Genomic DNA, 20,725 nt, shown 5'->3' with positions numbered 1-20,725 from the left:
TGGCTTCGTCCCTTTTTATTTGTGCGTGCATTCGCGGTCACGCTGTCCACGGGCGCGCGGAACCGCCAGCAGGGCTATCGCAGCTCCGCCTCCATCCGTTCGATCTCCGCCTGCTGCGACTGCACGATCTCGCGACAAAGCTGCTGCAGGTCAGGATCGCGCAGCCGGTTCTTCCCGCACATCAGGATGGCGCCGGCGTGATGCGGAATCATCGAGCGCACGAATTGCTGGTCGGTGACTGCCGCCTGCGTCCGTATCCCGATCCAGCACAGCAGCATCAACAGCAGCGCGGTGATCGCTATCGCGGCATTGAGCAGGCGGTTGCGATACATGCCGCGCATGAGCACGAGCTCGATCAACGCCATCGGCGACGCCATCAGGCCCGCCATGTAGAGCTGGTTGACGTTGTTGAACACGTTGTTCCAGCGATCGACCATGGCGTACATCAGCAGGTACATCGCGATGTACGACAGCACGGTCATTCCCAGCAGCGCCCGGTAGGGCCCGAGACCGGCCGGCTGTGAATGCGTGGACGCATTGCCTGGATGTTCCATGTGTTTTGCAACCCTCTCGTGCGCCGATGATCGCCGGCATAGGGGATTGGCTCAACGGGCGGCCACCTGTCGCTCGGGGTCGGCGACAAAACCCGCGCCGCCTTGTGCTGCCACTCGCTCCTCACGTATGGAAACGGCCAGCGCGGAATGGTGATCGAGCCACGGCAGCACGACCGCGAGCAGGTAGAACTTCGATGCGTCGTACTTGTTGTCCAGCCGCTGGCGATGGCGCTCGAGCCACGCCGGGGCACCGGGCAGCACGTCGCGCAGGCGCAGCGAATAGTCGTACACGTGTTCGAAGCGACGGCGCGCGAGCTCGCGCAGGTTGAAGCGGAAGCTGCCCTTGGCCTGCACATACGGCAGGCTCGCGAAACGCCGCCCGATGTGTTCGCGTACCAGCACCTTGCTGATGCCCTTGCGCGTGTCCATGCGCAGCTCCGGCGGCACTTTCCACGCCAGCCAGTCGCGCAATGGCTGGTCGCAATACGGGTAACGCACGGGCAACGAAAGCGCTGCCGACGTGTACAGGCCCTTCGCCATGCCACCGGCGCACGACATGATGTCGAGCGTGATCGACAACTGCTCCTCGAGATTGGACGCCTGCGCGAACGCAGGAATGAAGCGCGACAGCCGTTCCTTCGAACGCCCGGCGATCTCGCGCCCGAACAGCGCATCCACCTCCGCGTCGGTGAAGCGCGAGCCGGGGAAGCCACGCTCGAACGGATTCATCTGCAGCGTCGAGATCAGGTAGGCGAGCTTGAAGTTGGAACCCAGCCATTCCGCCTCGTGCAGGAAGTCCGGCAGGTGCACGCTCATCGCGAGCATGCGCAGCGCGCGCTTGGCCCAGTTCGCGGGCACGCCCAGGTAGACGTCCGAGCCCATGCCGTCGAGGATGCCATCGCCACCGCAGCGCGAGATTTCCGTCGCCAGGTCCGCGTACGAAAGCAGCGCGAAGTCGGCGGTCAGCAGTTTCATCCGCGGCACGAGCGCGAGATAGCGGTCGTACGCGCGGTCGACGTCGCAGACCAGCGCCTCGTGGCGAAGGCCGAGTTGCGTGGCGACCTGGCGCGCCGAATCGACTTCGTTCTCCTCCTGTCCGCCCAGGTACGTAAGGCACGCCGTGTCGGGACGCGCATCGCTCGCTGCAATCGCAAGCGAGGTCGAATCCTTGCCGCCGCTTTGCAGCAGCCACGGCGCGCGCATGTTTTCGGTTGCGGTTCTCAGCGACGCGCACAGCCGCTCGTGGTATTCGCCAACCCAGTCGTGGTGGCGGTCGTCGGCATGCTCATGCGAATGCCGGCTGTCGCGGAAGATCGGCTGGTAATGCGCCTGTTCGAACAGGTCCTGGCTCGGGTCGAAGCCGCAACTGAACAACCGCACGTTTTCGTAGATCGAATACGGTGGATAGACGAAGCCATTGCGCAAAAGATCAGCCAGCGATGTTTCGTCCAGCGACGGACTGTGCACCTGCAGATGCGAGACATCGGGCGTGCCGTAGAACGGCGAAACCAGCAACTGCGTCCGCTCCATGGGCGGGACGGCAGCGTTGGCTTCGCCGGCGTGACGGGTCGTCATCCGCGCGAAATCTACTGCCATACCAGCTGGATCGAACCGACCAGCGGCTTCGCGCCTGGCGTAGGCCGTCCGCCTGGGACGAAGGTGACTTCGAGCGCACCCGGCCTGGTGCCGCTGCGCACCAGCCGCCTGAGCACTTCGGTAACGTCGAAGCTGTAGAAGTTCTCACCCAGCACATCGCCCTTCGCTCCGTTGCCGTGGTCGTGGAACTCGGCGTCGAAGAAGTTGATGGTGCCGATGTACGTCTTGGGGTTCGGCCCGCCGCCGCGCGGCGTGAGATACAGGTGGTACAGCACTTCCGGCTGCGACCAGGTGTGCAGGTCCTTGACGACGAGATAGGTGTGACGCTGGCCGCTCGGGTCCAGCGCGGTGAGCGGCTTGCCGACGCCGAGTTTCAGGCTCGTCCGGATCGGACGTTCGCCCAGTTCCACCGAAGCGGCGTCGCCGATGCGCTCGGCCACGGTGCCGACGGTTGCGCCCGAACCGGCGAGCAGTCTTGCCGGGCTGGTCGTCATGATTTCCTGCCCATCGGGGCCGACATAGGTGTCATAGCCATAGCCGAGCAATGACGCGTCGAGGAAATCCCCGATCCGTGCGCTGACGCGCTGGCCGGTTCCGTCGACGAAGACGAAGCTCGTGTTCAGCCACGAGATCGTCGCCGGGTTGGTACCGCCGTTGCGGTTCCAGCTCGCCCACAGGCGATCGATATTGGAGTGATGCACCCAGAACAGCGCGTCCTGGCCCGCATACGGCACCGCACCCATGTTCTTCGCGGTACCGGTCAGCACATGGATGCGACTGTGGATGCCCGAATCGATCGCGCGGCAGAAGCCCTGCACACCCGACACGCTGACGTAACTCGTCTTCGCCATGGCGGTGGCTATTTCCATCGCATCGCCCGGCTGGTTCTTGTGGATGGGCTGTCCCGAATTCGCCAGGATGGTGCGATCCGGGCGATACAACGGGCCGAACACGGGATCCGACGACATGCGGAACTGCTGCGGAACGACACCGCGCTTTGCGGGATCGAAGGACGTGTAGTTCCAGTACGGCAGCGTGAAGTCGATGCGTCCGGTGGTCTGCCGCACGATCTGTTCGAGATAAAACACGAACATGCGATGCCACGGCAGGAAGTTGTTGACGTTCTGCCCCGCATGCGCCTGGCACGTGTTCCACATGTCGTTGGCGAGCGTGCTCTGGTCGCTCACCGTCGTGCCGAACATCCGGGTGATCTCGTTCGACTTGGTGGTCGCGCCACTGACGAAATGCGTGTACCACTGCCAGCGCCAGCTCCGCTGGTCCTTCTCGCTACGCGCCCGCAGCCGCCTGAAGCCATCGGCGAAGACGGCAAGCATCGCCTGACCCTCGGGCGTGGCGATGTCATAGCGGATGTACGGGGTATCCGCCCGGACATTGCTCGCCAGCCAGACGCTGAACGGCATGATCGCCAGGCCACGGACGAAGTTGCGACGGGACAGGGATGTCATGGCTCTAGCCTCACTTGGGAAGGGCAGGCATCCAGCCGTGCACGTGGGACGCATGCTTCCGATCGCGCCCAAGTGCATAGAACAACGCGACGGGTGTCACAGGACGGTCAAAATTTTTCGTTACGCCTGCATGAGCAAATACGAAAACCGCGTTGCCGGCCGCTCATGAATTTCTTGCGCTACGTACACGCGGCCTTTTCATCCCGCTGACTGCAGCTTTTGACGGGACAGGCCTGTCTGCGGCTCGCGCGCGTGAACGTCGCGTGCACAAAACTGGCGCTTGCTGCCGAGCTGTATGGCGCCCCTATGCGAACACGACTGTTCTTAACCCTTCATGCATGCATGCGGGAGGTGAAGGCGCTCTACGCACTCAGATGGCGCCAATGCGCAGCGCACAGGAAGTGCGTCGTCAGCCGGGAGCCCGGCGCCTGCTGGTGGTGTCCTGCGCCGCTTCGGCCGGTGGCGGCTCCCAGCCGAAGATGCTGCGGCCGCCGTATGCATGCGAATGCCGGCGTTCGTCGGCGATGTAGTCGTCGACGGAAGGTCCGACGGCGGTGCTTTCCAGGCGGCGCGCCTGTGTGTCGAGCCGGCGCAACGCGGCGAGTTCTTCCTCGCGTCCCAGCTTCGCGTTGCGCACGGCGGACTTGAGTACGCCGATGGTGTGGTCCATCACTTTCGTCGGCACCGGAAACGGATGCCGGTCCTTGCCGCCATGCGCGAGGGAGAACCGCGCGGGATCGGTGAAGCGGCACGGCGTGCCATGCAGCACTTCCGCCACCAGCGCGAGCGAGCGCACCGTGCGAGCGCCGACGCCGGGCACCTGCAGCAGCTCGGCGAAGTCCTTCGGCCCGCATTCGGCGGCGGCCGCGAGCGCACCGTGCAGGCGGCGTGCAATGACGTCGCTCGCGCGCACGTCGTGGTGATCGGGCAGGATGAGATGCGGCAGCGGCCCGGCGGGAAGCAGCTCCATCTGCACGCCACTGCCGGACGCAATCGCATCCGCGCGCTGCTCCCCTTCTCCCCGCTTGCGAGGAGAAGGGGCCGAAGGCGGATGAGGGGCCGGTGCGCCTGCGACCTTGCTTCGTTCGATGCGAACGAATTCCTTCGCAATCGCTTCCGGCGACAGCTCCGCCAGCATCGCGACCTGCGCCGCACGCGACCTCGCCGCGCGCGCATCGGCAAGATTGATGATGCATCCCTGCCCCGGACCATCCACCGCCGCATGCGGATCGTCGAGGAAACTCGACAGGCCTTCCGACAGCCAGTGATAGCGGCGCGCCTGTTTGCGTTCGCCGTTCATGCCTTGCTGCACGACGACCCACTTGCCGTCGTCGGTGACGATGAAGCCGTGCAGGTAGAGATCGAAACCGTCCTGCACCGCCGCGCTGTCGACCTTCGCCACCATGCGGCTCGCCTGTGCGAGCGCGTTGCCGTCGAAGCCGACGCGTTCGCCGATCGTGGCCAGCTCGCCCGGCGTCGCGCGCGAATGCTTGCCGCGTCCGCCGCACACATGGATGCCGAGTTCGCGCGACAGCGGCGTGAGCCCGCGCTTGAGCGCGCCGATCACACTGGTGGTGATGCCCGAGGAATGCCAGTCCATGCCCATCACCGCGCCGAAGGACTGGAACCAGAACGGATGCGCCAGCCGCCGCAGCAGTTCGTCGCGTCCGTATTCGAGCACGATGGCTTCCACTATCACCGCGCCGAGCCGGGTCATGCGATCGGCGAGCCAGCGCGGCACGCGGCCGCCGTGCAATGGGAGGTCGGCGCTGCCGGAGCGGCGGGTCATGGGCGTCGTCCGTAGTTCATCGCACAGAATGATCGCGTCGATCCATCTCGCGCCGTGCGACTGCGCAACGGGCGGATGAATTGTTCACGCTGCGGCCGTTCGGATCCGGATGCGCGGCGATGGAACGGGCGCCGCATCATCGATGCGACCCGGTTGGCGATCGGTGCCGGTGACGCCCCCGTCAGCAGGCCATAATGAGGTTCACGGAGGGCGTGTTCATGATCAGCAGGTTCTGGCCAGCCATTGTCGTTCTGGTTCTTGCGTGCGTGGCAGCGGCCGCGCTGCTGCTGCGCACGCCGCCCGCGTCGTTGCCCGCCACGCCTGCCGCCATTGCGGCGCCAGCGGCCCCGGTCGCGACCGCAACTGCTGTACTGCCAGGCACGAAAGCCAACACCGGGCCGACGCGCGAACCGGCCGGCTACGACCACTACCGTGCCGAGATGAAACGCATCCGTGCGGAGCGGAACAAGGCGCAAGCCCTCGAGGCCAACGAGCGTTGCATAGGCGGCGTGCGTTACCGCAAGGTCGGCAGCGCGTGGGAACGCGCAGGGAACTGCTGATCGCTGGCGAAATGCGCCGCATCCGGTTGCGCGTTCGAATGACCCATTCCAGGCACCGTGTTACTTCGCTTCATCCCGCGCCAGCACGTGGTCGTAACTGATCACGCGTGCCAGCTTCCACGCGCCATCCTCCAGCTTCCACACGTCGATGAAGCGCCCCGTTTCGGTGAGCTGGTCGGGCTTTCCCGGTTGCAGCGCGTAGAAGCGATGCGTCCCCGTCTGCATCGCGCCATAGTTGTTCAGCGCGTGCGTGGTCATCGTGCCCGGTACCAGTTCGCGGCGCGCGCGGAAGTTACGCCCGGTCTTCTGTCCTTCGCACATGTCACGGATCGATGCGATGAACTGCGCGCCGGAGGTCGCGGTCATCCCATGCTTGTCGTGAAGGAACTCGAAGTCGTCGGCCACCATCGGCACGAGCAGGTCCGGCTTGCAGCCGAATACCGCGTCGAACAGCGCGCGATCTTTCTCCTCCAGCGCCTTCACCATCTCCGGCGTCGTGGCCGCGCCAGGCGTGAGGTTGATCGGGGCCTGCGGCGGTTCGGCGTCGGGTGGTGCGGCGAGCGCGGTGGCGAACGGCACCAGGAGAAGGATCGGAAACAGTCGGCTCTTCATCCGGATCACCCTCGAATGGTCGCGGACAAACCGCGGTCCCAGCTCAACGCAACGTCATCCGTGACACCAGGCACGCCGCGCGCCATGCCAGCGGGCGGAACAGATACGCGGCGACGATCGCCGCCGGGCACGCGATGCTCCAGGCAAGCAGCCATCGCGACGGAAGGCCACCGTCGATGCCGGTGTTGATGACGGTGACGACGGCGGCGACAAAGGCCGACATGCTGACGGCGAGAAACGCCGGCAGCCAGGTCTGTGCGCGCCGCTGGATGGGATCGATCGATTGCATCGGTGTTCGAGAAACGCTGCTGGACAATGTGTCCCGAAGCCTAACCCTCCCGCAGGCCACGCACCATTCGCCGCATGCACGACGGCCTGGACCTCGCGGCGTTCGTGAAGGTTGGCGCACGTACACGGCCCGGCATCGGGCGCGATGGCAGAATCCGGCCATGCCCTTGCTCGTGCCCACCCCGCTCTCTTCGCTCGCGCTGCACGCGACCGGGCGTCCGGGCGATTGCCGGGTTCCGCATTGAGCACTCCGGCATCAACCGTCAAACGCTGGAAAACGCTTCCCCGCGCGTTCTACCGGCGCGACCCGCGCGTAGTCGCGCCCGAACTCCTGAACAAGCTGCTCGTGCGCGACGACGGCCGCGCCGGTCGCATCGTCGAAGTCGAGGCATACGCCGGATCGGAGGACCCTGCCGCGCATTCGTTCCGCGGCAGGACCGCACGCAACGCGACGATGTTCGGTCCCGCGGGACATCTGTATGTCTACTTCACCTACGGCATGCACTGGTGCGCGAATGCGGTGTGCGGCGAAGTCGGCGAAGGCTACGGCGTGTTGCTGCGCGCGATCGAACCCGTCGCCGGCGTCGAACTGATGCGCGCAGCGCGCGGTCATCCGGCGCGGGAGCGCGATCTCGGCAGCGGTCCCGGCCGTCTCGGGCAGGCCTTCGGCATCACGCGTGAGATCGATGGCGCGGACCTCGTCACCGGCGACCGTGGCATGCGCATCGTTTCCGATGGCACGCCACCACCGGCGGATGCGATCGCGACGTCGCGCATCGGCATACGCCACGGCATCGAACACCTGTGGCGCTGGCACGTTCCCGAACACGTGCATGTGTCGAAGACGCGGCCCGGCCCGCCACCGGCGAAAGCGCGCAGAACGTAGGGAACGTGGGCCGGGTTGGCTCCATTAACCCGGCATCCGCCCTCACGAAAGCTGCTGCCTGGTGATGTCCATCCCGTGGAGCGCTGGGTTGGTGAAGCCAACCCAGCCCACGGCTGCCAGCGGGGCGCTTCGATGGCGAGCGAACGGAACGCGATGCAAGGTGGGAGCGCATGCGCAACCTGCGCATGCGAGCACCGGTTTATCCGCAGCGCCGGATCACCAGTACGCCGCGTACAGCGCGGTGAGAATCGCCGCCACCGCCAGTGCCGCCACGTTGAACGACAGCGGCGTTCCGTAGCCCACATCATCCGTGCGGATGCGGTCGCGACCCGCGCCGGACGGTGTGAGCAACGACACCGCCACCGCCAGCGCGAGCGCCAGCAGGAACACCAGGCCGACGCGATCGATGAACGGCAATGCCGGCCATGCCAGCTTCAGCGCGATCGACAGCACGAACGAACCGATCGCCGCGGCGAGCGCGCCGGCTTCGTTGGCGCGCTTCCAGAACAGGCCGAGCACGAAGATCACCACGATGCCCGGGGTGAAGAAGCCGGTGTATTCCTGGATGTACTGGAAGGCCTGGTCGAAGCTGCCCAGCAGCGGCCGCGCGGTGAGGATCGCGAGCGCAACCGCCGCAGCGGCGGCAATGCGGCCGACGCGCACGAGATGCGCCTGGTCACGGCCTTCCGCCTTGCCCTTCGCATAGAAGTCGAGGGTGAAGATGGTGGCGATCGAATTGATCTTCGATGCGAGCGACGCAACGATCGCCGCGACCAGTGCCGCGAACACGAGGCCGAGGATGCCGCTCGGCAGCAACGCCATCATGGTCGGATACGCCTGGTCCGGACGCGCGAGTTCCGGCGCGAGCATCACCGCGGCGATGCCCGGCACCACCACGACCAGCGGCATCAGCAGCTTGAGGAAGGCCGCGAAGATCACGCCCTTCTGCGCCTCGCCGAGATCCTTCGCCGCCAGCGCGCGCTGGATGATGTACTGGTTGAAGCCCCAGTAGCTGACATTCATGATCCACATGCCGCCGATCAGCACGCTGATGCCCGGCAGGTCCTTGTAGAAGGGATTGTCCTTGCCAAGGATCATGTCGAAGTGGCCCGGGTGCGCGTCGAGCAGCGTGCGGTAACCGGCGATGACGCTGCCGTCGCCGATTTTCGACAGCGTCAGTGCGGTGACCAGCAGGCCACCCAGCACCAACAGCGTGACCTGCACGATGTCGGTCAGGGCCACCGCCTTGAGGCCACCGTACAGCTGGTAGGCCAGCGCGAAGACGCCCAGCAGGATCAGCGCGAGCATCTGGTCGATGCCGGCGACCTGCGCCACCGCGATCGAACCGAGCCACAGGATCGAGGTGAGGTTCACGAAGATGTAGAGGCCGAGCCAGAACACCGCCATCAATGTGCGGATGCGATGCCCGTAACGCTCCTCGAGGAACTGCGGCATCGTGTAGATGCGGTTGCGCAGGAACACCGGCAGGAAGAACTTGCCGACGATCAGCAAGGTCGCCGCCGCCATCCATTCGTACGACGCGATGGCCAGGCCGATCGCATAGCCGGAACCCGACATGCCGATGATCTGTTCGGCCGAGATGTTCGCCGCGATCAGCGACGCGCCGATCGCCCACCACGGCAGCGCCTTGCTGGCGAGGAAGTAGTCGCTCGCGGACTTCTGGTGGCCGGCTTTCTCGCGCGAGACCCACTGCGCGAGGATGAAGATGCCCGCCAGGTAGACGAACAGGATGGTGAGGTCCAGTGCTGCGAGCTTCATGATTTTCCCCGGAACGGCAAGCGGTATTGCCGGTTGTCTGATTGCGAGAGGTCGAACGCAGCGGCAAAGGCGAACAGGCGATACGCGCCGGTCCCCGCCAGCTTCGGCAAGGTACCTGCTTCCGGCCCCGCTACGGAAGCGGCGCGGGCCTGGCGTGCACCGGGACGGTGCCGCCGGCGGGAACAACGGCGTACTGGTTCGCGGTTCTGGCCGCGCTCAATGATCGCGGACGGCCTGTCGCCCGCGATCGCTTCGGGTGTAACCGTGCAGTCGTCCGCAACGTCGCCGTCGAATTGCATCGTTCACGAAAACGCCCCATCGGCGTAGGGCATCCCGTTGGAGCGCCCGCTTCCTGGCGGGCAAAAAGAAACCGCCGGTAATAACCGGCGGTTTCCAAGTGCATTGCCTTCCGGTTTCGCGTTACGGCGTTGCGGCCAACGCATTCGCCGCCGTGATGATTCCCGAGCCGGTCGCGTCGGCGCCCCAGCAGGTCTGCTGCGCCGGACCCGACGGTTGCGACAGCATCGCGCAGCCCGCGCCCATCGGCAGCGCGGCGGTTTCGAGGATGTCTTCCACGTCGGCCTGTTGCAGGGTCGGGTTCTTCTGCAGCATCAGCGCGGCGATGCCCGCGACGTGCGGCGATGCCATCGAGGTGCCGCTGAGATAGAAGAACGAAGTCTTGCCGCTCTGCGTCTGGTAAGGACCGACGACCCACGAGCCCGGAGCCGCGACGTCGAGATCCTGCCCGGCCAGCTCGCGGCTGGAGAAATCGGCAATGTGGAAATCCGCCGCCGAAGTGGGTTCGGCCACGTTGTCGGCGTTCCACCAATTGTTGGGATTGCCGTCGCCGCCGGGCTTCCACTGGTTGTTCCATCCGGTCGCCGCAACGGAAATGACCGGTGCGTAGGCGCCGGGATAGCCCATGCCATCCTCGCCCTCGTTGCCGGCCGAAGCGACGATCACCACGCCCTCGCCGATCGCGTAATCGATCGCGGCCTTCTCCATCGCATCCAGCTGCGATCCGCCCAGGCTCATGTTGATCACCACCGGCGCATCGCCGAGCGCGCCGCTGGCCTTGAGGTCGGCCACATAGACGATGCCGGCCGCGACCACCGACGACCAGCCCGAACCGTTCTGGTTCAGCACCTTGACGGGAATGACGGTCGCCTTCGGCGCGGTGCCGTTGATGGGCACACCTCCCAGGCTGTAACCCAGGATCGTGCTGGTCACGTGGCTGCCGTGCGAGTTCTGGTCGTGCTCCCACTTGTTGGTGGGCTCGGACACGTTGCCCTGCTCGCCGCCGCCGCCGTTGAAGGCCTTGGCGAACTGCGTGGCGATGCGTTCCTGCGGGAAGTACTGGCGCCACGTGTCCAGCAGCCCGGTGTCGAGCACCGCAACATAGATGCCGTTGCCGTCCTGGGCCACGGTGCGCCCGGCGGTTTCGCGGCTCGTGACATCGACGGCGTCCTGGTCCCAGGTGCTGATGCCGTTGGCGAAGCTGGTGGCGGCCACGGTATCCACCGGCGAGCCGTTGCGCGCCGCATCCGGATTCGCGGCCACGACGAAGGGCAGCGCGCGGATCGCGGCCAGCTCGCTCTCCGTCGTGCGCAAAGCCACGGCATCGATTTCCACCAGCACGTCGCGCACGGTGCCGTGGGCACCCAGCTGCGCGAGGATTGACGGCGAGGGATCGGTATTGAGCAGCACGTTGACGCCGACGGTGCGCGAACCGGGGGCGGCTTGCGCAACGGCGGGAAGCAGGCATGCAACGGCGAGGACGCTCAAAGCACTCTTGATCACGGGAGACCTCCTGGGATGAGCCCGCCGGGCGGGCGCGGAAAGGCTGTGTTGCTCCGAAGCCAACGCCATTCGAATCCCGGGCCGGCCGGATCGGTTCGCGGAATGCCCTTGCCATGGTGTTTTTTCCGGGCCGCCGACGATGCGCGCGCGGTTGTTCGGCCGGCGTGAGCGGAGGGACTGGCGGGGCTGAACGGTTGGGATTCGGCGGCGGTCGCCGGCAGCCGGTTTCGCGCGGCGCACGACTGATTCGCGGTTGTCCGCGAGCATTGTCTGCTCGCCGCCGACCGTTTTGCGGTTGCGCACGATCGGTTTGTGGTCGCAGTCGGGCGTCGGGCGGTCTTGGGCGACCGTTCTCCGCTCGTTAGACAACCGTTTTGCAGTCGTGGACAACCGGTTTCTGCCTGCGATCGAGCGTTTTCCGGTTGAACGCAACCGCGCTGCGGTCGTGCACGACCGGAATCTGCTTGCGGGCAATCGGTTCTGGTCACGGCGACCAGCGTCGTCGATACCGTTCCGGGCACTCGCGGACGCGGTGTCTTACAAAGCCAGCTTGCTTCACCGATGCGATCGCCTTCACGGCATCGGGAAGCCGGCGCGATGCGTTTCGCTTATTGCGCGTTAGGGATCTGCGCAGCCCGCGAAATTCCGAAGCCTGCCTTGCGCGTCAGTGCCCGCCGTCGTGCACGACGTGCTCGATGCGCCGATCCGGCACCAGCCACATCAGCGCGACCACCACGTAGACCAGCATCGCGGCCCACGGCAGCCAGAAGCTCGATGCGATGCCGAGCAGATAAAGCAGCGGCGAAATCCGGCCCTTCCAGTCCCTGCCGAGAGCCACCTTGAGCAGGGAATCGGAACCCTCCGCGGCGATGATGGCCTGCTGCAGCAACCAGTAAGCGATGGCCGCCATCAACAGGACACCGCCATACAACGCGCTCGGCCACGCCGCGAAATGGTTCTCGCCCATCCATCCCGTGGCGAAGGGAAACAGCGACAGCCAGAACAGCAGGTGCAGGTTCGCCCACAGCACGCGCCCGGATACCTGCCTGGAGACATGCAACATGTGGTGATGGTTGTTCCAGTAGATGCCGACGTAGACGAAACTGAGCACGTAGCTCAGGAACACCGGCAACAACGGGCGCAGCGATTCCGGCGATTCGCCATGCGGCACCTTCATCTCGAGCACCATGATGGTGATGATGATGGCGATCACGCCATCGCTGAAGGCCTCAAGCCGGCTCTTGCCCATGTGCACTCCGCGAAAACGCTGCTGACGAAGGCAGTGTAGCGGCGTGCAGCGAATGCTTCCGGGCCGGTCCGGTCGTGCTGCAGCCTTGCTGCGGCTTCGACGCCGCATGGACAGCCTGCGGCGCAGGGTGGGCGCGCTGGCTTCGCCACTCACGGATCGCCATGACCCGACGCGACGCGACCTATCAGATCCACGCCCCGGATCCTGCGGAGATCGAGGCGATGACGGGCCTGGTCCTGCTCGACTTCGGCACCAACTGGTGCGGGCACTGCACCACGGCGCGCGGACCGGTGGATGCGTGGCTCGACGCGCATGCCGACGTCGATCTCGTGCGCGTGGAAGACGGTCCCGGCCGCAAGCTTGGCCGCACCTACCGCGTCAAACTCTGGCCAACGCTGGTGCTGCTGCGCGATGGTCGCGAGATCGCCCGCGTCGTTCGCCCGCGCGGGTTGCGCGACTTGCAATCGTTGGCTATGGCGTTCGGCTGAGAACGTTATGGGCCGTCCAGCCAGATGGATGCGGCATGGCGTCCGGTAAAGCAGCGGAACTCGAACCCCAGCGCCGGAGCGGCGTCGCCCTCCGGCGGGACAAAGCTGTGGGGCCGGCTGACGAATGCGATGCGGGTACCGGCGTACCCGCCAGACTGTTGCAACGTTTCCTCGAACGGAACGCCGCCTGTTTCCAGGGGCGGTTCATGCCAGGCCGCGCTGAAGTTCACCAGGATCCGGTTGAGTTTCTGGTCTGCGATCAGAGGCGCCACCAGGGCCAGCGTATCCAGGCGATCCTGGATGCTGACGCCGCCCATGAACTTCATTTCCAGTCGCCGCGCTTCCGGAAAGACTCGGATGTCTCGAATCATGCCGGCCTCCTGGCAAGAGCTCGGCTTGATCATAGGACAGGAATGTCGCCTTGGCGGATCGCTTTCGCGAAGGCCGTCGTGCCAAGGCAGGATTCATTTACCTGACTCGTTTTCGTGGACATGACGCGCTGCGAACTGATGCCGCGTTTGAACGCGCGCACTCGTTCGCCGCGCACGGATGCGGTTTCGCAACGCTACGAAAATGGCCAGGCACCTGCAGTCCGGCGTTGCCTGATGCAATTGATCCGGCGTTTGCACGAAGAGCGCTATGTTCAGGCTCCCTCCTTCTGGAGATGACCCATGAACACCAAGCTCGCCGTGTTCCTCGCGACGGCCGTCCTGGTCCTGTCGGCCTGTCAGAACGAAACTCCGACAGCCCAGAACGAAGCCGCGGAAGCGCGAACCGCCGCCGACCAGGCGGGCCAGGCAGCGACCGAAGCGGCGCAGGCCACCGGCCAGGCCGCGCAACAGGGCGTCGAAGCCGCGGCGGCCGCGACGGGTGAAGCGGCGACCGAGGCAGGTGCCGCGATCGATCAGGCGACCGAATCCGCCAGGGCTGCGGCTGCCGAGGCCTCGGCGAAAGCGGCGGACGCCACCGCTACCGCGGCGCAGAAGACCGCCGATGCCGCCGAAAACGTCGCGGACAAGGCCGACAAGTCCGCTGAAGAAGTCGAGAAGAAGTAGTCCGGCTTCGTGCACGCATGCAGAAGGTCCGCGCAAGCGGGCCTTCTTCTTTGCGGTCTTGCCGAACCTTGCGGCGCAGAGGGCGAGAAAGAAGCGCAGCGCATGGGGCAATGCGCTGGCTTCGCATACGACGCAATTCCATTGCGCGTGACGAGGGATGCGGACCGGATGTCGTCTACGCGGTCAACCACTCCTCGCGATCACCTCTCGTTCCGATCATGCGGATCCGTCGTCCGAGTACTTCTCGTGCAACGCCACCGGCGCGACCTGCGTCTTCGATCGCTTGCGGATCCACAGGTTGATCAGTTCCACGAACACCGAGAACGCCATCGCCGTGTAGATATAGCCCTTCGGAATGTGCTGGCCGAAGCCGTCGGCGACCAGGACCAGGCCGATCATGATCAGGAAGCTCAGGGCGAGCACCTTGACCGTGGGATGGCGCTCGACGAAATCGCCGATCGGCCTGGCGAACAGCAGCATGAAACCGATCGACACCACGATCGCGGTGACCATGACCCAGCGTTCGTCGACCATGCCCACGGCAGTGATGATCGAGTCGAGCGAGAACACGATGTCGAGCAGCATGATCTGGACGATGACGCTGCCGAACGTGGCCGCCGCCGTGCCGACCGTGACCTGCTGCGTCGCGCCCTCCAGCTTCTGGTGGATCTCATGCGTCGCCTTGCCGATCAGGAACAGGCCGCCGCCGATCAGGATGAGGTCGCGCCAGGAAAACGCATGGCCGGCTACGGAGAACAGCGGCGCGGTCAGGCCGATGATCCAGGCGATCGCGAGCAATAACGCAAGCCGCGTAATCGCCGCGAGCGCAATGCCCGTCTTGCGGGCGCGATCGCGCTGCTCCGGGGGCAACTTGCCCGCGAGGATCGAGATGAAAATGATGTTGTCGATGCCCAGCACGAGTTCCAGTGCGGTCAACGTGGCAAGGGCGATCCAGATTTCGGGATTCGCTAGGACGTCCATGGTGGTGTCTCTTCGATAAGGCTGCAGAAAGTCCGCGCGCCACAACGGCGCCGGGGCGGGACCATGGCCAGGAAGCATCGAATGGACGCATCTTCGCCGTGGATCGGCGAAGGTCTTGCTCGCAGGCCTCTGGACCTGCCACTGCACCGGAGCAAACGCTCGTATTGACGGCAACAGCGATCGGGAGCTACTCCCCTTCGACGTCGATGCTAACACGCGGTGGCTGCGGCATCGATCACCGTCGATGGAACTGAACCTGATTTCCTATCCGCTCCAATTCACCGACAGAACGGTGAGCCACCCCTAGGAAGCGATGCTGCCGATCGACAGTCCTTCGACCTCGCTACGCAACTTGGTGGCACTGCCCAGAGCCACCGGTGTGGTGTTGTCTTCGCCCTTGGCCCCGGCGCGGCGCTTTGCACACCACTCGACCTGCACGCAGAAAACGAAGGGAATGCTTATCGTGCCCGCAACCGGACGGCCTCCAACTGTCTCGGGCTCGACACGCCATGCGTCGACGGCTGCAGCCACCGCTTTCAGGAAATGCTTGTCGTACCGACTGCGACTGGCTGTGTATTCCGTGGACCTGATGGTGCCTTTGCCGTTCACGTCGAAGTCGACTATCGCCCTGACCGTTGCATTGACGCCGTTGACGACTCCAGCCGTCGGATAGCTTGGCACGACGGGGTTGCTCAGGTTCATCCCCGTGGACGCAGCTTTTACGGTGAGCGAAATTCCACCAGCCTCGTTCGGCCTGGCCAGTATCGCGAGCGCAAGGTAGGTGCGCGTAGCTGCCGGTGCGCCGTTTAGCGTGCCGGGCTCGAACTTCCATTGCGTGACTTCAGATGTCACGGCGTTTGTGAAGATCTTCAGCGCCGGCTTTTCATTTAGCCACTTGAGTGCCGCTACGTTGCCATCTGTATCGATGTCGACCGCCGCCGTAAGCCGGACCACCGCGTCCTCCGGCGATTTTTCAGGCGCTTCCGCGGATGCACTCCAAACAAACCCCGCCAGCATCAGAAAAACAACAACTGCCCTCATTCCCGCCCCTCCCCTTGATCCGAGAAACATCGTAGCTGCGGCAAGGTGAGACTGCATCCAGTTCAAGATTCACTTTCCCTGGAGGATGGTGCCGCGACGTCCGCGGTGGATAACGCACGACACGCGCCGCCGGTGGTACAGCACAGACGGAGCTGATGGAATCAAACCAGGGTACGGTCCTTACTTACTTTTGCTGATCCTCACATGCGCACGCACCGGAAACGTGCCCATGCCGACGACCTTCGGCGGAACGGCCCAGAAGCGGAACCCGTGAACTGGCAGCCTCGATAACCCGGTCATGTGTTCGACGATCGGGATGCCGGCGCCCAGCAGCACCGAATGCACCGGACGCTCGCCACCGGAAACGTCATCGATGTTGAAGGAATCGATGCCCACCAGTTCCGCGCCATTGTCCCGTAGATGCAGTGCTGCCTTCTCCGTGAGGAAGGGGTGTCCTTCGAAGTAGGCATCGGTGCGCCAGTGACGGTCCCATCCGGTCTGCACGAGCACGGCCTTGCCCTTGACGTCGGTCGCCGCGAACGCGTGCCAGTCGATTGCGCGTCCCTCGAATCCCTCGAGCCGCACTACGACGCCGGGCAGATCTGACGCTTTCACCAGTGGCAGGCCGGCCAGGTCATGGCCATGCGCGTAGCGGTGGAACGGCGTGTCGATATAGGTGCCGGTGTTGGCGACCATGTTGATGCGCCCGATCTGGAACTCGGTGCCCTCCGCATAGACCGTGCGGGATTTTTCGCGCGAAAGGTGATCGCAGATCAGCGGGGCGGGCAAGCCCTTGTAGGTGATCATGCCGTCTTCGATCGTGTGGCTCAGGTCGATCAGCTCGGCGTGATCGCTGGCTTCATCGGCGTCGGCGACGCTGGTTGCCCGCTTGTGTCGCTCCTCGACGATCCGTTTGTTGAGGATGCGCACCTCGCCGACCATCAACAGGCGCAGGTCCTGGATGATGTAGGCCGCCAGCGCATCGTCACCGATATCGTCGCCGTCGATGTCCAGGCGGAATCCCTGGCCCTGGATGCCTCCTCCATTGGAAAAGTCGACCTCGAAGTCGAAACAGGCACGTCTGTCGGTCATTGCTCTCGCATCCCGTTTGGGTGTCATTGCCCGCGCAACGGTGTCGGTGCGTGCCAGCAGATCGATGCTCATTCCTGGGCACGATCAGGAACATACGACAGCACACGGGATTTTCCATTCCCGATCCGATAGGGCAGTGTTCTGCGCCTGAGTCCAATGGTGCGCCGGACGTGCTGCGCCGTGTCCTATGGTGCGGCGCGATGCTATTTCGCCGCACGAGATCTGCAGGCTGGGTTGATGAGCCAAGCCAGCCTACACACTTAAATCGTGACCTCGCGCCTTACCCGTGCCCCGAAAACCTCGAGACGATCTGTGCATCCGGTATCGCCTTCCACATTCGGCCGTGTCTCGTCGGGCAGGCACAGGAACTGGGGCTTGAAGGCGGCAGCCGCCTTAGATTGGTCCCTGAAGACGACGGGGACCACAACCGTGGTTTCAACGAGTTGTGGGGCAAAGCGCCATTGGGTGGCAACGCGACGAACAGCGTGTTCGAACGATGCGTCGGTGCTCGACAACATGACGGCATCGCTGACACGCCCTTGCGCATCGATCCGGACCCGCATCTCCACCGCACCTGGCTGGCCCACCCTGATTCGATCGGGAGGATAGTTGGGCGGCTGCGCTTTTTCCCAGACGGGCCGGGTAGTCACGTCTCGCACGGAAACATCGAAGTCGTCCGTGCCGACAGGCGTGAGGACAATGCGCCCGTGGAGTGGGGCCTCTGCCGCGACAGGCATGCCGTTCCGCCTGGCCGGAACGAACCGGATTTTGGCGAGCCGGCTCACCACAACCTGTGCAAGCGCTCCCTTGGGGCCGACGAGATCACTCACTGTCGCATGGCCATCGGCTGCGACTGATACGCGAGCGGTGAAGAACACCGCCTTGGCCCCGTCATCTGCCGCGAACGCGAATGACGAAGCCGATGACGCGATCAGAAAGAATGCGGACTTCCACATATCCTGCCTCCCGATAATGGACCTTGAGCCATACGAGGCTACGAGGTCTTGGATCCGATCAGCCCCGACGCACCAGAACGACACCCGCCACCACGAGCAACGCGCCAACCACGCGCATGGCGCTGACAGGCTGACGCATCAATCCGAGTGCGCCGATGTGATCGAGCCATAGCGCCATCAGGATCTGCCCTGCGATGCCGATCGTGATCAACGACGCGAGCCCGAGCCGCGGTGCGGCATAAGCGGCGATGGCGACATACACCGCACCGTAGACACCGCCGACCCATGCATACCAGGGCAATGCGCCGAACGGCGCCACGCCCGGCCGATTCCCGCTCGCCAGCCAGACGGCGAACAGCACAGCGGTGCCGACGGCGAAGGAAATGAGCGCAGCAAGCACGGGCGAGCCGCCCGCTTTGGCCAGCATGACATTGGTCGGCGCCTGCAGCGCGATCATTCCCCCCGCGAGAAGGACAAGGAGGGCGGTGAGTACGAGGGTTGGATTCATGCGTCCTCTTTTCTGACACCCGATGGCACTCTGACACCGTTTTCCCGACCCAGACTACGGCCCCGACATTTACTCGACGTCTGCGATCAAAGGCGGCTGGTACTTCTTGCCGCGCAACCACTTCTGCGCCTTGTCCTCTTCTACGCGCACGAAATCGATAGGCGCGTACGGCATCATGCTCGGAGGTTCACCGAAGTAATAGGTTTCTCCGGCTGCCATCTCCACCGGCTCCGCATGTCGGGTCAGCTTGGATTTCGTACCGACGCTGACCTTATGAAGGCCAGGCCTCACCAGGAATCGTGTAAAGCCATCGTTCCTGAGATTGGCAATGTGGCGTCCATCCACGAAGACACCATGCGTCCAGGCCGCGCCCTGCATGGAGAAGACGCGATAGACCACTACGGTCGCCTTGTCCGTGACGACTGGAGCCGGCACCTCGGCGTATTCCAGCCCCGAAGCGCACCCTCCCAAACCGACAAGCAAGGTAACGACCGACAGATATCGAAACAACATCCCCTTCATGAACTCTCCCCCGAATGAGAAAAGCAGAACCACGCCTACCAGCTTGAACACCTTGCCGACGGAAATACGTCGACTCAAAGACTTCCTGCACGGCCCCAGCACGTAGGGCGCATTAGCCGCAGGCGTAATGCGCCAGCGCATGCGGCGCAATGTTATTGCGCCCTACGAGATCTATCAGGTATTCGGCAAACCACAGGCCTGCAACGCATCAACCGACTGGGCTGCCATGGCGCAATCGTAGTGGCGTCTCGTCACCATGCCGGTATCGGCACACGTGGCCGAATCCTTCGCAAGCTGTTCCTCGCCGAGGACCTGGCGCGCATCCATTCCATCGAGACGGTACGTGTATTCGTAATATGCGCGGCATTCTTCGGCGGTCACGTCGCGAGAGTCGGAGCCAGCCGTGCCTGTGCACGCTGACAGCAACAATAGCGAGAGTGCTGCGACTGTTTTGATTGCATCCATTGTTCCCCCTTCGTCCTTTTCCCTGAGCCCGATTGGCCCAGGCGCACGATACGAGGCCCGGAGGTTCGCCGGCAAGTTGCTCTCTTTACCCCGGCCTACGGGCGGTGTGGATCGCGACGATGCCAAGCGAGAGCCGTTCGAAGGCCACGTCCTCGAAACCGTGGGTCATGAGCTCATCGGCGAAAGACTCGGCGGAGGGAAATCCATGTATGCCATGCAACAAGTACTTGTACGCCGACGTGTCGCCACCCGTTGCCAGCCAGCCGAGTACAGGCATGCAGGTCGCCATGTATGCGAGATACAGCCGGTGCAAAAGAACCCAACGGATGTTCGACGCCTCGAGGATTACCAGGCGCCCACCTGGCCGCAGGATCCGGAATGCTTCATCCAGCGCACGCCGCCGGTCGCAAATCTTCATGACGAGCGACATCGAATAGGCGTCCACGCTCGCATCCGGAATCGTTGGCATCGCTTCGGCGTCCATGTGCCGCAAATGCACGTTCTCCGCTCGCGCGCCAAGGCGGCGCCTGGCGACCGCCAGCATCTTCTCGCTGATATCGGCGGCGATGACGGTCCGTCCGTCAGTAGCGTCGTGTTCCAACACCCGCAAAACGATATCGCCAGTACCGGTTGCTCCGTCGAGCAGCACAGACCACTTCTCGCTTGCGATGCGACGCGCGACCCGGCGCTTCCAAAGCCGATGAATGCCGAGGCTGAAGACATCACAAAGCAGGTCATAACGTGATGCGACTCGACCGAAGACGTCGTCGTGCTGCCAGACGAAATCAGCCGCGTTATCGGAGGTCGATGGGGACTGCCGCGTGTTCGTTTGCATGCTTGAGCCGTGTAGATCCCGCAAAACGAGATTGAACCAAGGTCTACTACAACCGCTCACCGTGGTAGTCAGTAGGGCGCATTAGCCGAAGGCTAATGCGCCGGAAGCACAGTCGGCGCAATGTTATTGCGCCCTACGAGATCTGGGCATCGGTGGGCCAGGGCCCACCCTACGCGTCCACAGTGATCACAGATCGTAGGGCG

22 protein-coding genes are annotated in these 20,725 nt (G+C 64.3%); 4 read left to right on the top strand and 18 right to left on the bottom strand.

Features of this window, described 5'->3' with window-relative positions; translation table 11 throughout:
• Positions 1–74: 74 nt before the first annotated feature.
• From ASD14_RS02280 to ASD14_RS02265, 4 genes are all read right to left on the bottom strand, one after another.
• Positions 75–554 carry a DUF305 domain-containing protein gene (locus ASD14_RS02280; RefSeq protein WP_056128210.1) on the bottom strand — a complete coding sequence of 160 codons (480 nt, stop codon included), beginning with the start codon at positions 552–554 and terminating at the stop codon, positions 75–77.
• 51 nt (positions 555–605) lie between these two features.
• Positions 606–2,129 carry an asparagine synthase C-terminal domain-containing protein gene (locus tag ASD14_RS02275; RefSeq protein ID WP_056128207.1) on the bottom strand — a complete coding sequence of 508 codons (1,524 nt, stop codon included), beginning with the start codon at positions 2,127–2,129 and terminating at the stop codon, positions 606–608.
• A gap of 11 nt (positions 2,130–2,140) precedes the next feature.
• Complete coding sequence (locus tag ASD14_RS02270) at positions 2,141–3,616, bottom strand: tyrosinase family protein (RefSeq protein WP_056128203.1); 1,476 nt, start codon at positions 3,614–3,616, stop codon at positions 2,141–2,143.
• 409 nt (positions 3,617–4,025) lie between these two features.
• Positions 4,026–5,405 (bottom strand): DUF763 domain-containing protein, encoded by a 1,380-nt coding sequence (locus ASD14_RS02265; protein ID WP_056128200.1) that lies wholly within the window; start codon positions 5,403–5,405, stop codon positions 4,026–4,028.
• A 218-nt stretch (positions 5,406–5,623) separates the two neighbouring features.
• On the opposite strand from ASD14_RS02265, the gene ASD14_RS02260 reads away from it, so the two are divergent.
• On the top strand, positions 5,624–5,965 hold the full coding sequence (locus ASD14_RS02260; protein ID WP_157474969.1) for a hypothetical protein: 342 nt from the start codon (positions 5,624–5,626) through the stop codon (positions 5,963–5,965).
• A 60-nt stretch (positions 5,966–6,025) separates the two neighbouring features.
• Here ASD14_RS02260 and ASD14_RS02255 read toward each other — a convergent pair whose 3' ends face one another.
• Positions 6,026–6,577: a nuclear transport factor 2 family protein gene (locus ASD14_RS02255; RefSeq protein ID WP_056128195.1), complete on the bottom strand. Its 552-nt coding sequence runs from the start codon at positions 6,575–6,577 to the stop codon at positions 6,026–6,028.
• 43 nt (positions 6,578–6,620) lie between these two features.
• Positions 6,621–6,866 (bottom strand): DUF2798 domain-containing protein, encoded by a 246-nt coding sequence (locus ASD14_RS16195; RefSeq protein WP_056128193.1) that lies wholly within the window; start codon positions 6,864–6,866, stop codon positions 6,621–6,623.
• Positions 6,867–7,106: 240 nt separating this feature from the next.
• Between ASD14_RS16195 and ASD14_RS02245 the strand changes: the two genes are divergently transcribed.
• Positions 7,107–7,751 carry a DNA-3-methyladenine glycosylase gene (locus ASD14_RS02245; protein WP_056128189.1) on the top strand — a complete coding sequence of 215 codons (645 nt, stop codon included), beginning with the start codon at positions 7,107–7,109 and terminating at the stop codon, positions 7,749–7,751.
• Between the two features lie 216 nt (positions 7,752–7,967).
• Here the strand turns inward: ASD14_RS02245 and ASD14_RS02240 are convergent, their stop codons facing one another.
• The 3 genes from ASD14_RS02240 to ASD14_RS02225 form a co-directional block, all read right to left on the bottom strand.
• Entirely contained in the window at positions 7,968–9,530 is a 1,563-nt protein-coding gene (locus ASD14_RS02240) for a sodium/solute symporter (protein ID WP_056128187.1), read from the bottom strand.
• A gap of 420 nt (positions 9,531–9,950) precedes the next feature.
• Positions 9,951–11,330: a S8 family serine peptidase gene (locus ASD14_RS02230; RefSeq protein ID WP_056128183.1), complete on the bottom strand. Its 1,380-nt coding sequence runs from the start codon at positions 11,328–11,330 to the stop codon at positions 9,951–9,953.
• A 664-nt stretch (positions 11,331–11,994) separates the two neighbouring features.
• The gene (locus ASD14_RS02225; RefSeq protein WP_056128181.1) at positions 11,995–12,579 is read right to left on the bottom strand and encodes a TMEM175 family protein; all 585 of its coding nucleotides are present in this window, start codon (positions 12,577–12,579) and stop codon (positions 11,995–11,997) included.
• A gap of 161 nt (positions 12,580–12,740) precedes the next feature.
• Between ASD14_RS02225 and ASD14_RS02220 the strand changes: the two genes are divergently transcribed.
• Entirely contained in the window at positions 12,741–13,067 is a 327-nt protein-coding gene (locus ASD14_RS02220) for a thioredoxin family protein (RefSeq protein WP_056128178.1), read from the top strand.
• Positions 13,068–13,072: 5 nt separating this feature from the next.
• On the opposite strand, the gene ASD14_RS02215 is transcribed toward ASD14_RS02220, so the two are convergent.
• Positions 13,073–13,471 carry a hypothetical protein gene (locus ASD14_RS02215; RefSeq protein ID WP_056128176.1) on the bottom strand — a complete coding sequence of 133 codons (399 nt, stop codon included), beginning with the start codon at positions 13,469–13,471 and terminating at the stop codon, positions 13,073–13,075.
• A 267-nt stretch (positions 13,472–13,738) separates the two neighbouring features.
• On the opposite strand from ASD14_RS02215, the gene ASD14_RS02210 reads away from it, so the two are divergent.
• Complete coding sequence (locus ASD14_RS02210; RefSeq protein WP_056128173.1) at positions 13,739–14,122, top strand: hypothetical protein; 384 nt, start codon at positions 13,739–13,741, stop codon at positions 14,120–14,122.
• Between the two features lie 216 nt (positions 14,123–14,338).
• Here ASD14_RS02210 and ASD14_RS02205 read toward each other — a convergent pair whose 3' ends face one another.
• The 8 genes from ASD14_RS02205 to ASD14_RS02170 all read right to left on the bottom strand — a co-directional run bounded on the left by ASD14_RS02205 (position 14,339) and on the right by ASD14_RS02170 (position 20,522).
• Positions 14,339–15,103, bottom strand: coding sequence for a TerC family protein (locus ASD14_RS02205; RefSeq protein ID WP_056128170.1), 765 nt, complete (start codon positions 15,101–15,103; stop codon positions 14,339–14,341).
• 303 nt (positions 15,104–15,406) lie between these two features.
• Positions 15,407–16,144: an energy transducer TonB gene (locus ASD14_RS02200; RefSeq protein ID WP_235565283.1), complete on the bottom strand. Its 738-nt coding sequence runs from the start codon at positions 16,142–16,144 to the stop codon at positions 15,407–15,409.
• Between the two features lie 180 nt (positions 16,145–16,324).
• Positions 16,325–17,236 (bottom strand): cyclase family protein, encoded by a 912-nt coding sequence (locus ASD14_RS02195; RefSeq protein ID WP_056128900.1) that lies wholly within the window; start codon positions 17,234–17,236, stop codon positions 16,325–16,327.
• A gap of 260 nt (positions 17,237–17,496) precedes the next feature.
• Positions 17,497–18,192, bottom strand: a complete 696-nt coding sequence (locus ASD14_RS02190; RefSeq protein WP_157474963.1) for a TonB family protein — start codon at positions 18,190–18,192, stop codon at positions 17,497–17,499.
• A 58-nt stretch (positions 18,193–18,250) separates the two neighbouring features.
• Positions 18,251–18,700, bottom strand: coding sequence for a DMT family transporter (locus ASD14_RS02185; protein WP_056128161.1), 450 nt, complete (start codon positions 18,698–18,700; stop codon positions 18,251–18,253).
• A gap of 69 nt (positions 18,701–18,769) precedes the next feature.
• Entirely contained in the window at positions 18,770–19,363 is a 594-nt protein-coding gene (locus ASD14_RS02180) for a DUF2846 domain-containing protein (RefSeq protein ID WP_082538677.1), read from the bottom strand.
• A gap of 33 nt (positions 19,364–19,396) precedes the next feature.
• Complete coding sequence (locus tag ASD14_RS02175) at positions 19,397–19,687, bottom strand: hypothetical protein (RefSeq protein WP_157474960.1); 291 nt, start codon at positions 19,685–19,687, stop codon at positions 19,397–19,399.
• 85 nt (positions 19,688–19,772) lie between these two features.
• Positions 19,773–20,522 carry a ubiquinone/menaquinone biosynthesis methyltransferase gene (locus ASD14_RS02170; protein WP_056128151.1) on the bottom strand — a complete coding sequence of 250 codons (750 nt, stop codon included), beginning with the start codon at positions 20,520–20,522 and terminating at the stop codon, positions 19,773–19,775.
• Positions 20,523–20,725: the final 203 nt, after the last annotated feature.

It is taken from the genome of Lysobacter sp. Root494 (assembly GCF_001427225.1).
Taxonomy (GTDB): domain Bacteria; phylum Pseudomonadota; class Gammaproteobacteria; order Xanthomonadales; family Xanthomonadaceae; genus Agrilutibacter.
Note: the sequence above shows the minus strand (reverse complement) of the source record. Positions and strands in the feature narration are given on the sequence as shown.

Bases quoted from the DNA above. Each gene is read 5' to 3' on its own strand.
- ASD14_RS02280 (WP_056128210.1), bottom strand. From the start codon at position 554: ATGGAACATCCAGGCAATGCGTCCACGCATTCACAGCCGGCCGGTCTC.
- ASD14_RS02275 (WP_056128207.1), bottom strand. From the start codon at position 2,129: ATGACGACCCGTCACGCCGGCGAAGCCAACGCTGCCGTCCCGCCCATG.
- ASD14_RS02270 (WP_056128203.1), bottom strand. From the start codon at position 3,616: ATGACATCCCTGTCCCGTCGCAACTTCGTCCGTGGCCTGGCGATCATG.
- ASD14_RS02265 (WP_056128200.1), bottom strand. From the start codon at position 5,405: ATGACCCGCCGCTCCGGCAGCGCCGACCTCCCATTGCACGGCGGCCGC.
- ASD14_RS02260 (WP_157474969.1), top strand. From the start codon at position 5,624: ATGATCAGCAGGTTCTGGCCAGCCATTGTCGTTCTGGTTCTTGCGTGC.
- ASD14_RS02255 (WP_056128195.1), bottom strand. From the start codon at position 6,577: ATGAAGAGCCGACTGTTTCCGATCCTTCTCCTGGTGCCGTTCGCCACC.
- ASD14_RS16195 (WP_056128193.1), bottom strand. From the start codon at position 6,866: ATGCAATCGATCGATCCCATCCAGCGGCGCGCACAGACCTGGCTGCCG.
- ASD14_RS02240 (WP_056128187.1), bottom strand. From the start codon at position 9,530: ATGAAGCTCGCAGCACTGGACCTCACCATCCTGTTCGTCTACCTGGCG.
- ASD14_RS02225 (WP_056128181.1), bottom strand. From the start codon at position 12,579: ATGGGCAAGAGCCGGCTTGAGGCCTTCAGCGATGGCGTGATCGCCATC.
- ASD14_RS02220 (WP_056128178.1), top strand. From the start codon at position 12,741: ATGACCCGACGCGACGCGACCTATCAGATCCACGCCCCGGATCCTGCG.
- ASD14_RS02215 (WP_056128176.1), bottom strand. From the start codon at position 13,471: ATGATCAAGCCGAGCTCTTGCCAGGAGGCCGGCATGATTCGAGACATC.
- ASD14_RS02210 (WP_056128173.1), top strand. From the start codon at position 13,739: ATGAACACCAAGCTCGCCGTGTTCCTCGCGACGGCCGTCCTGGTCCTG.
- ASD14_RS02205 (WP_056128170.1), bottom strand. From the start codon at position 15,103: ATGGACGTCCTAGCGAATCCCGAAATCTGGATCGCCCTTGCCACGTTG.
- ASD14_RS02200 (WP_235565283.1), bottom strand. From the start codon at position 16,144: ATGAGGGCAGTTGTTGTTTTTCTGATGCTGGCGGGGTTTGTTTGGAGT.
- ASD14_RS02195 (WP_056128900.1), bottom strand. From the start codon at position 17,236: ATGACCGACAGACGTGCCTGTTTCGACTTCGAGGTCGACTTTTCCAAT.
- ASD14_RS02190 (WP_157474963.1), bottom strand. From the start codon at position 18,192: ATGTGGAAGTCCGCATTCTTTCTGATCGCGTCATCGGCTTCGTCATTC.
- ASD14_RS02185 (WP_056128161.1), bottom strand. From the start codon at position 18,700: ATGAATCCAACCCTCGTACTCACCGCCCTCCTTGTCCTTCTCGCGGGG.
- ASD14_RS02180 (WP_082538677.1), bottom strand. From the start codon at position 19,363: ATGCGCTGGCGCATTACGCCTGCGGCTAATGCGCCCTACGTGCTGGGG.
- ASD14_RS02175 (WP_157474960.1), bottom strand. From the start codon at position 19,687: ATGGATGCAATCAAAACAGTCGCAGCACTCTCGCTATTGTTGCTGTCA.
- ASD14_RS02170 (WP_056128151.1), bottom strand. From the start codon at position 20,522: ATGCAAACGAACACGCGGCAGTCCCCATCGACCTCCGATAACGCGGCT.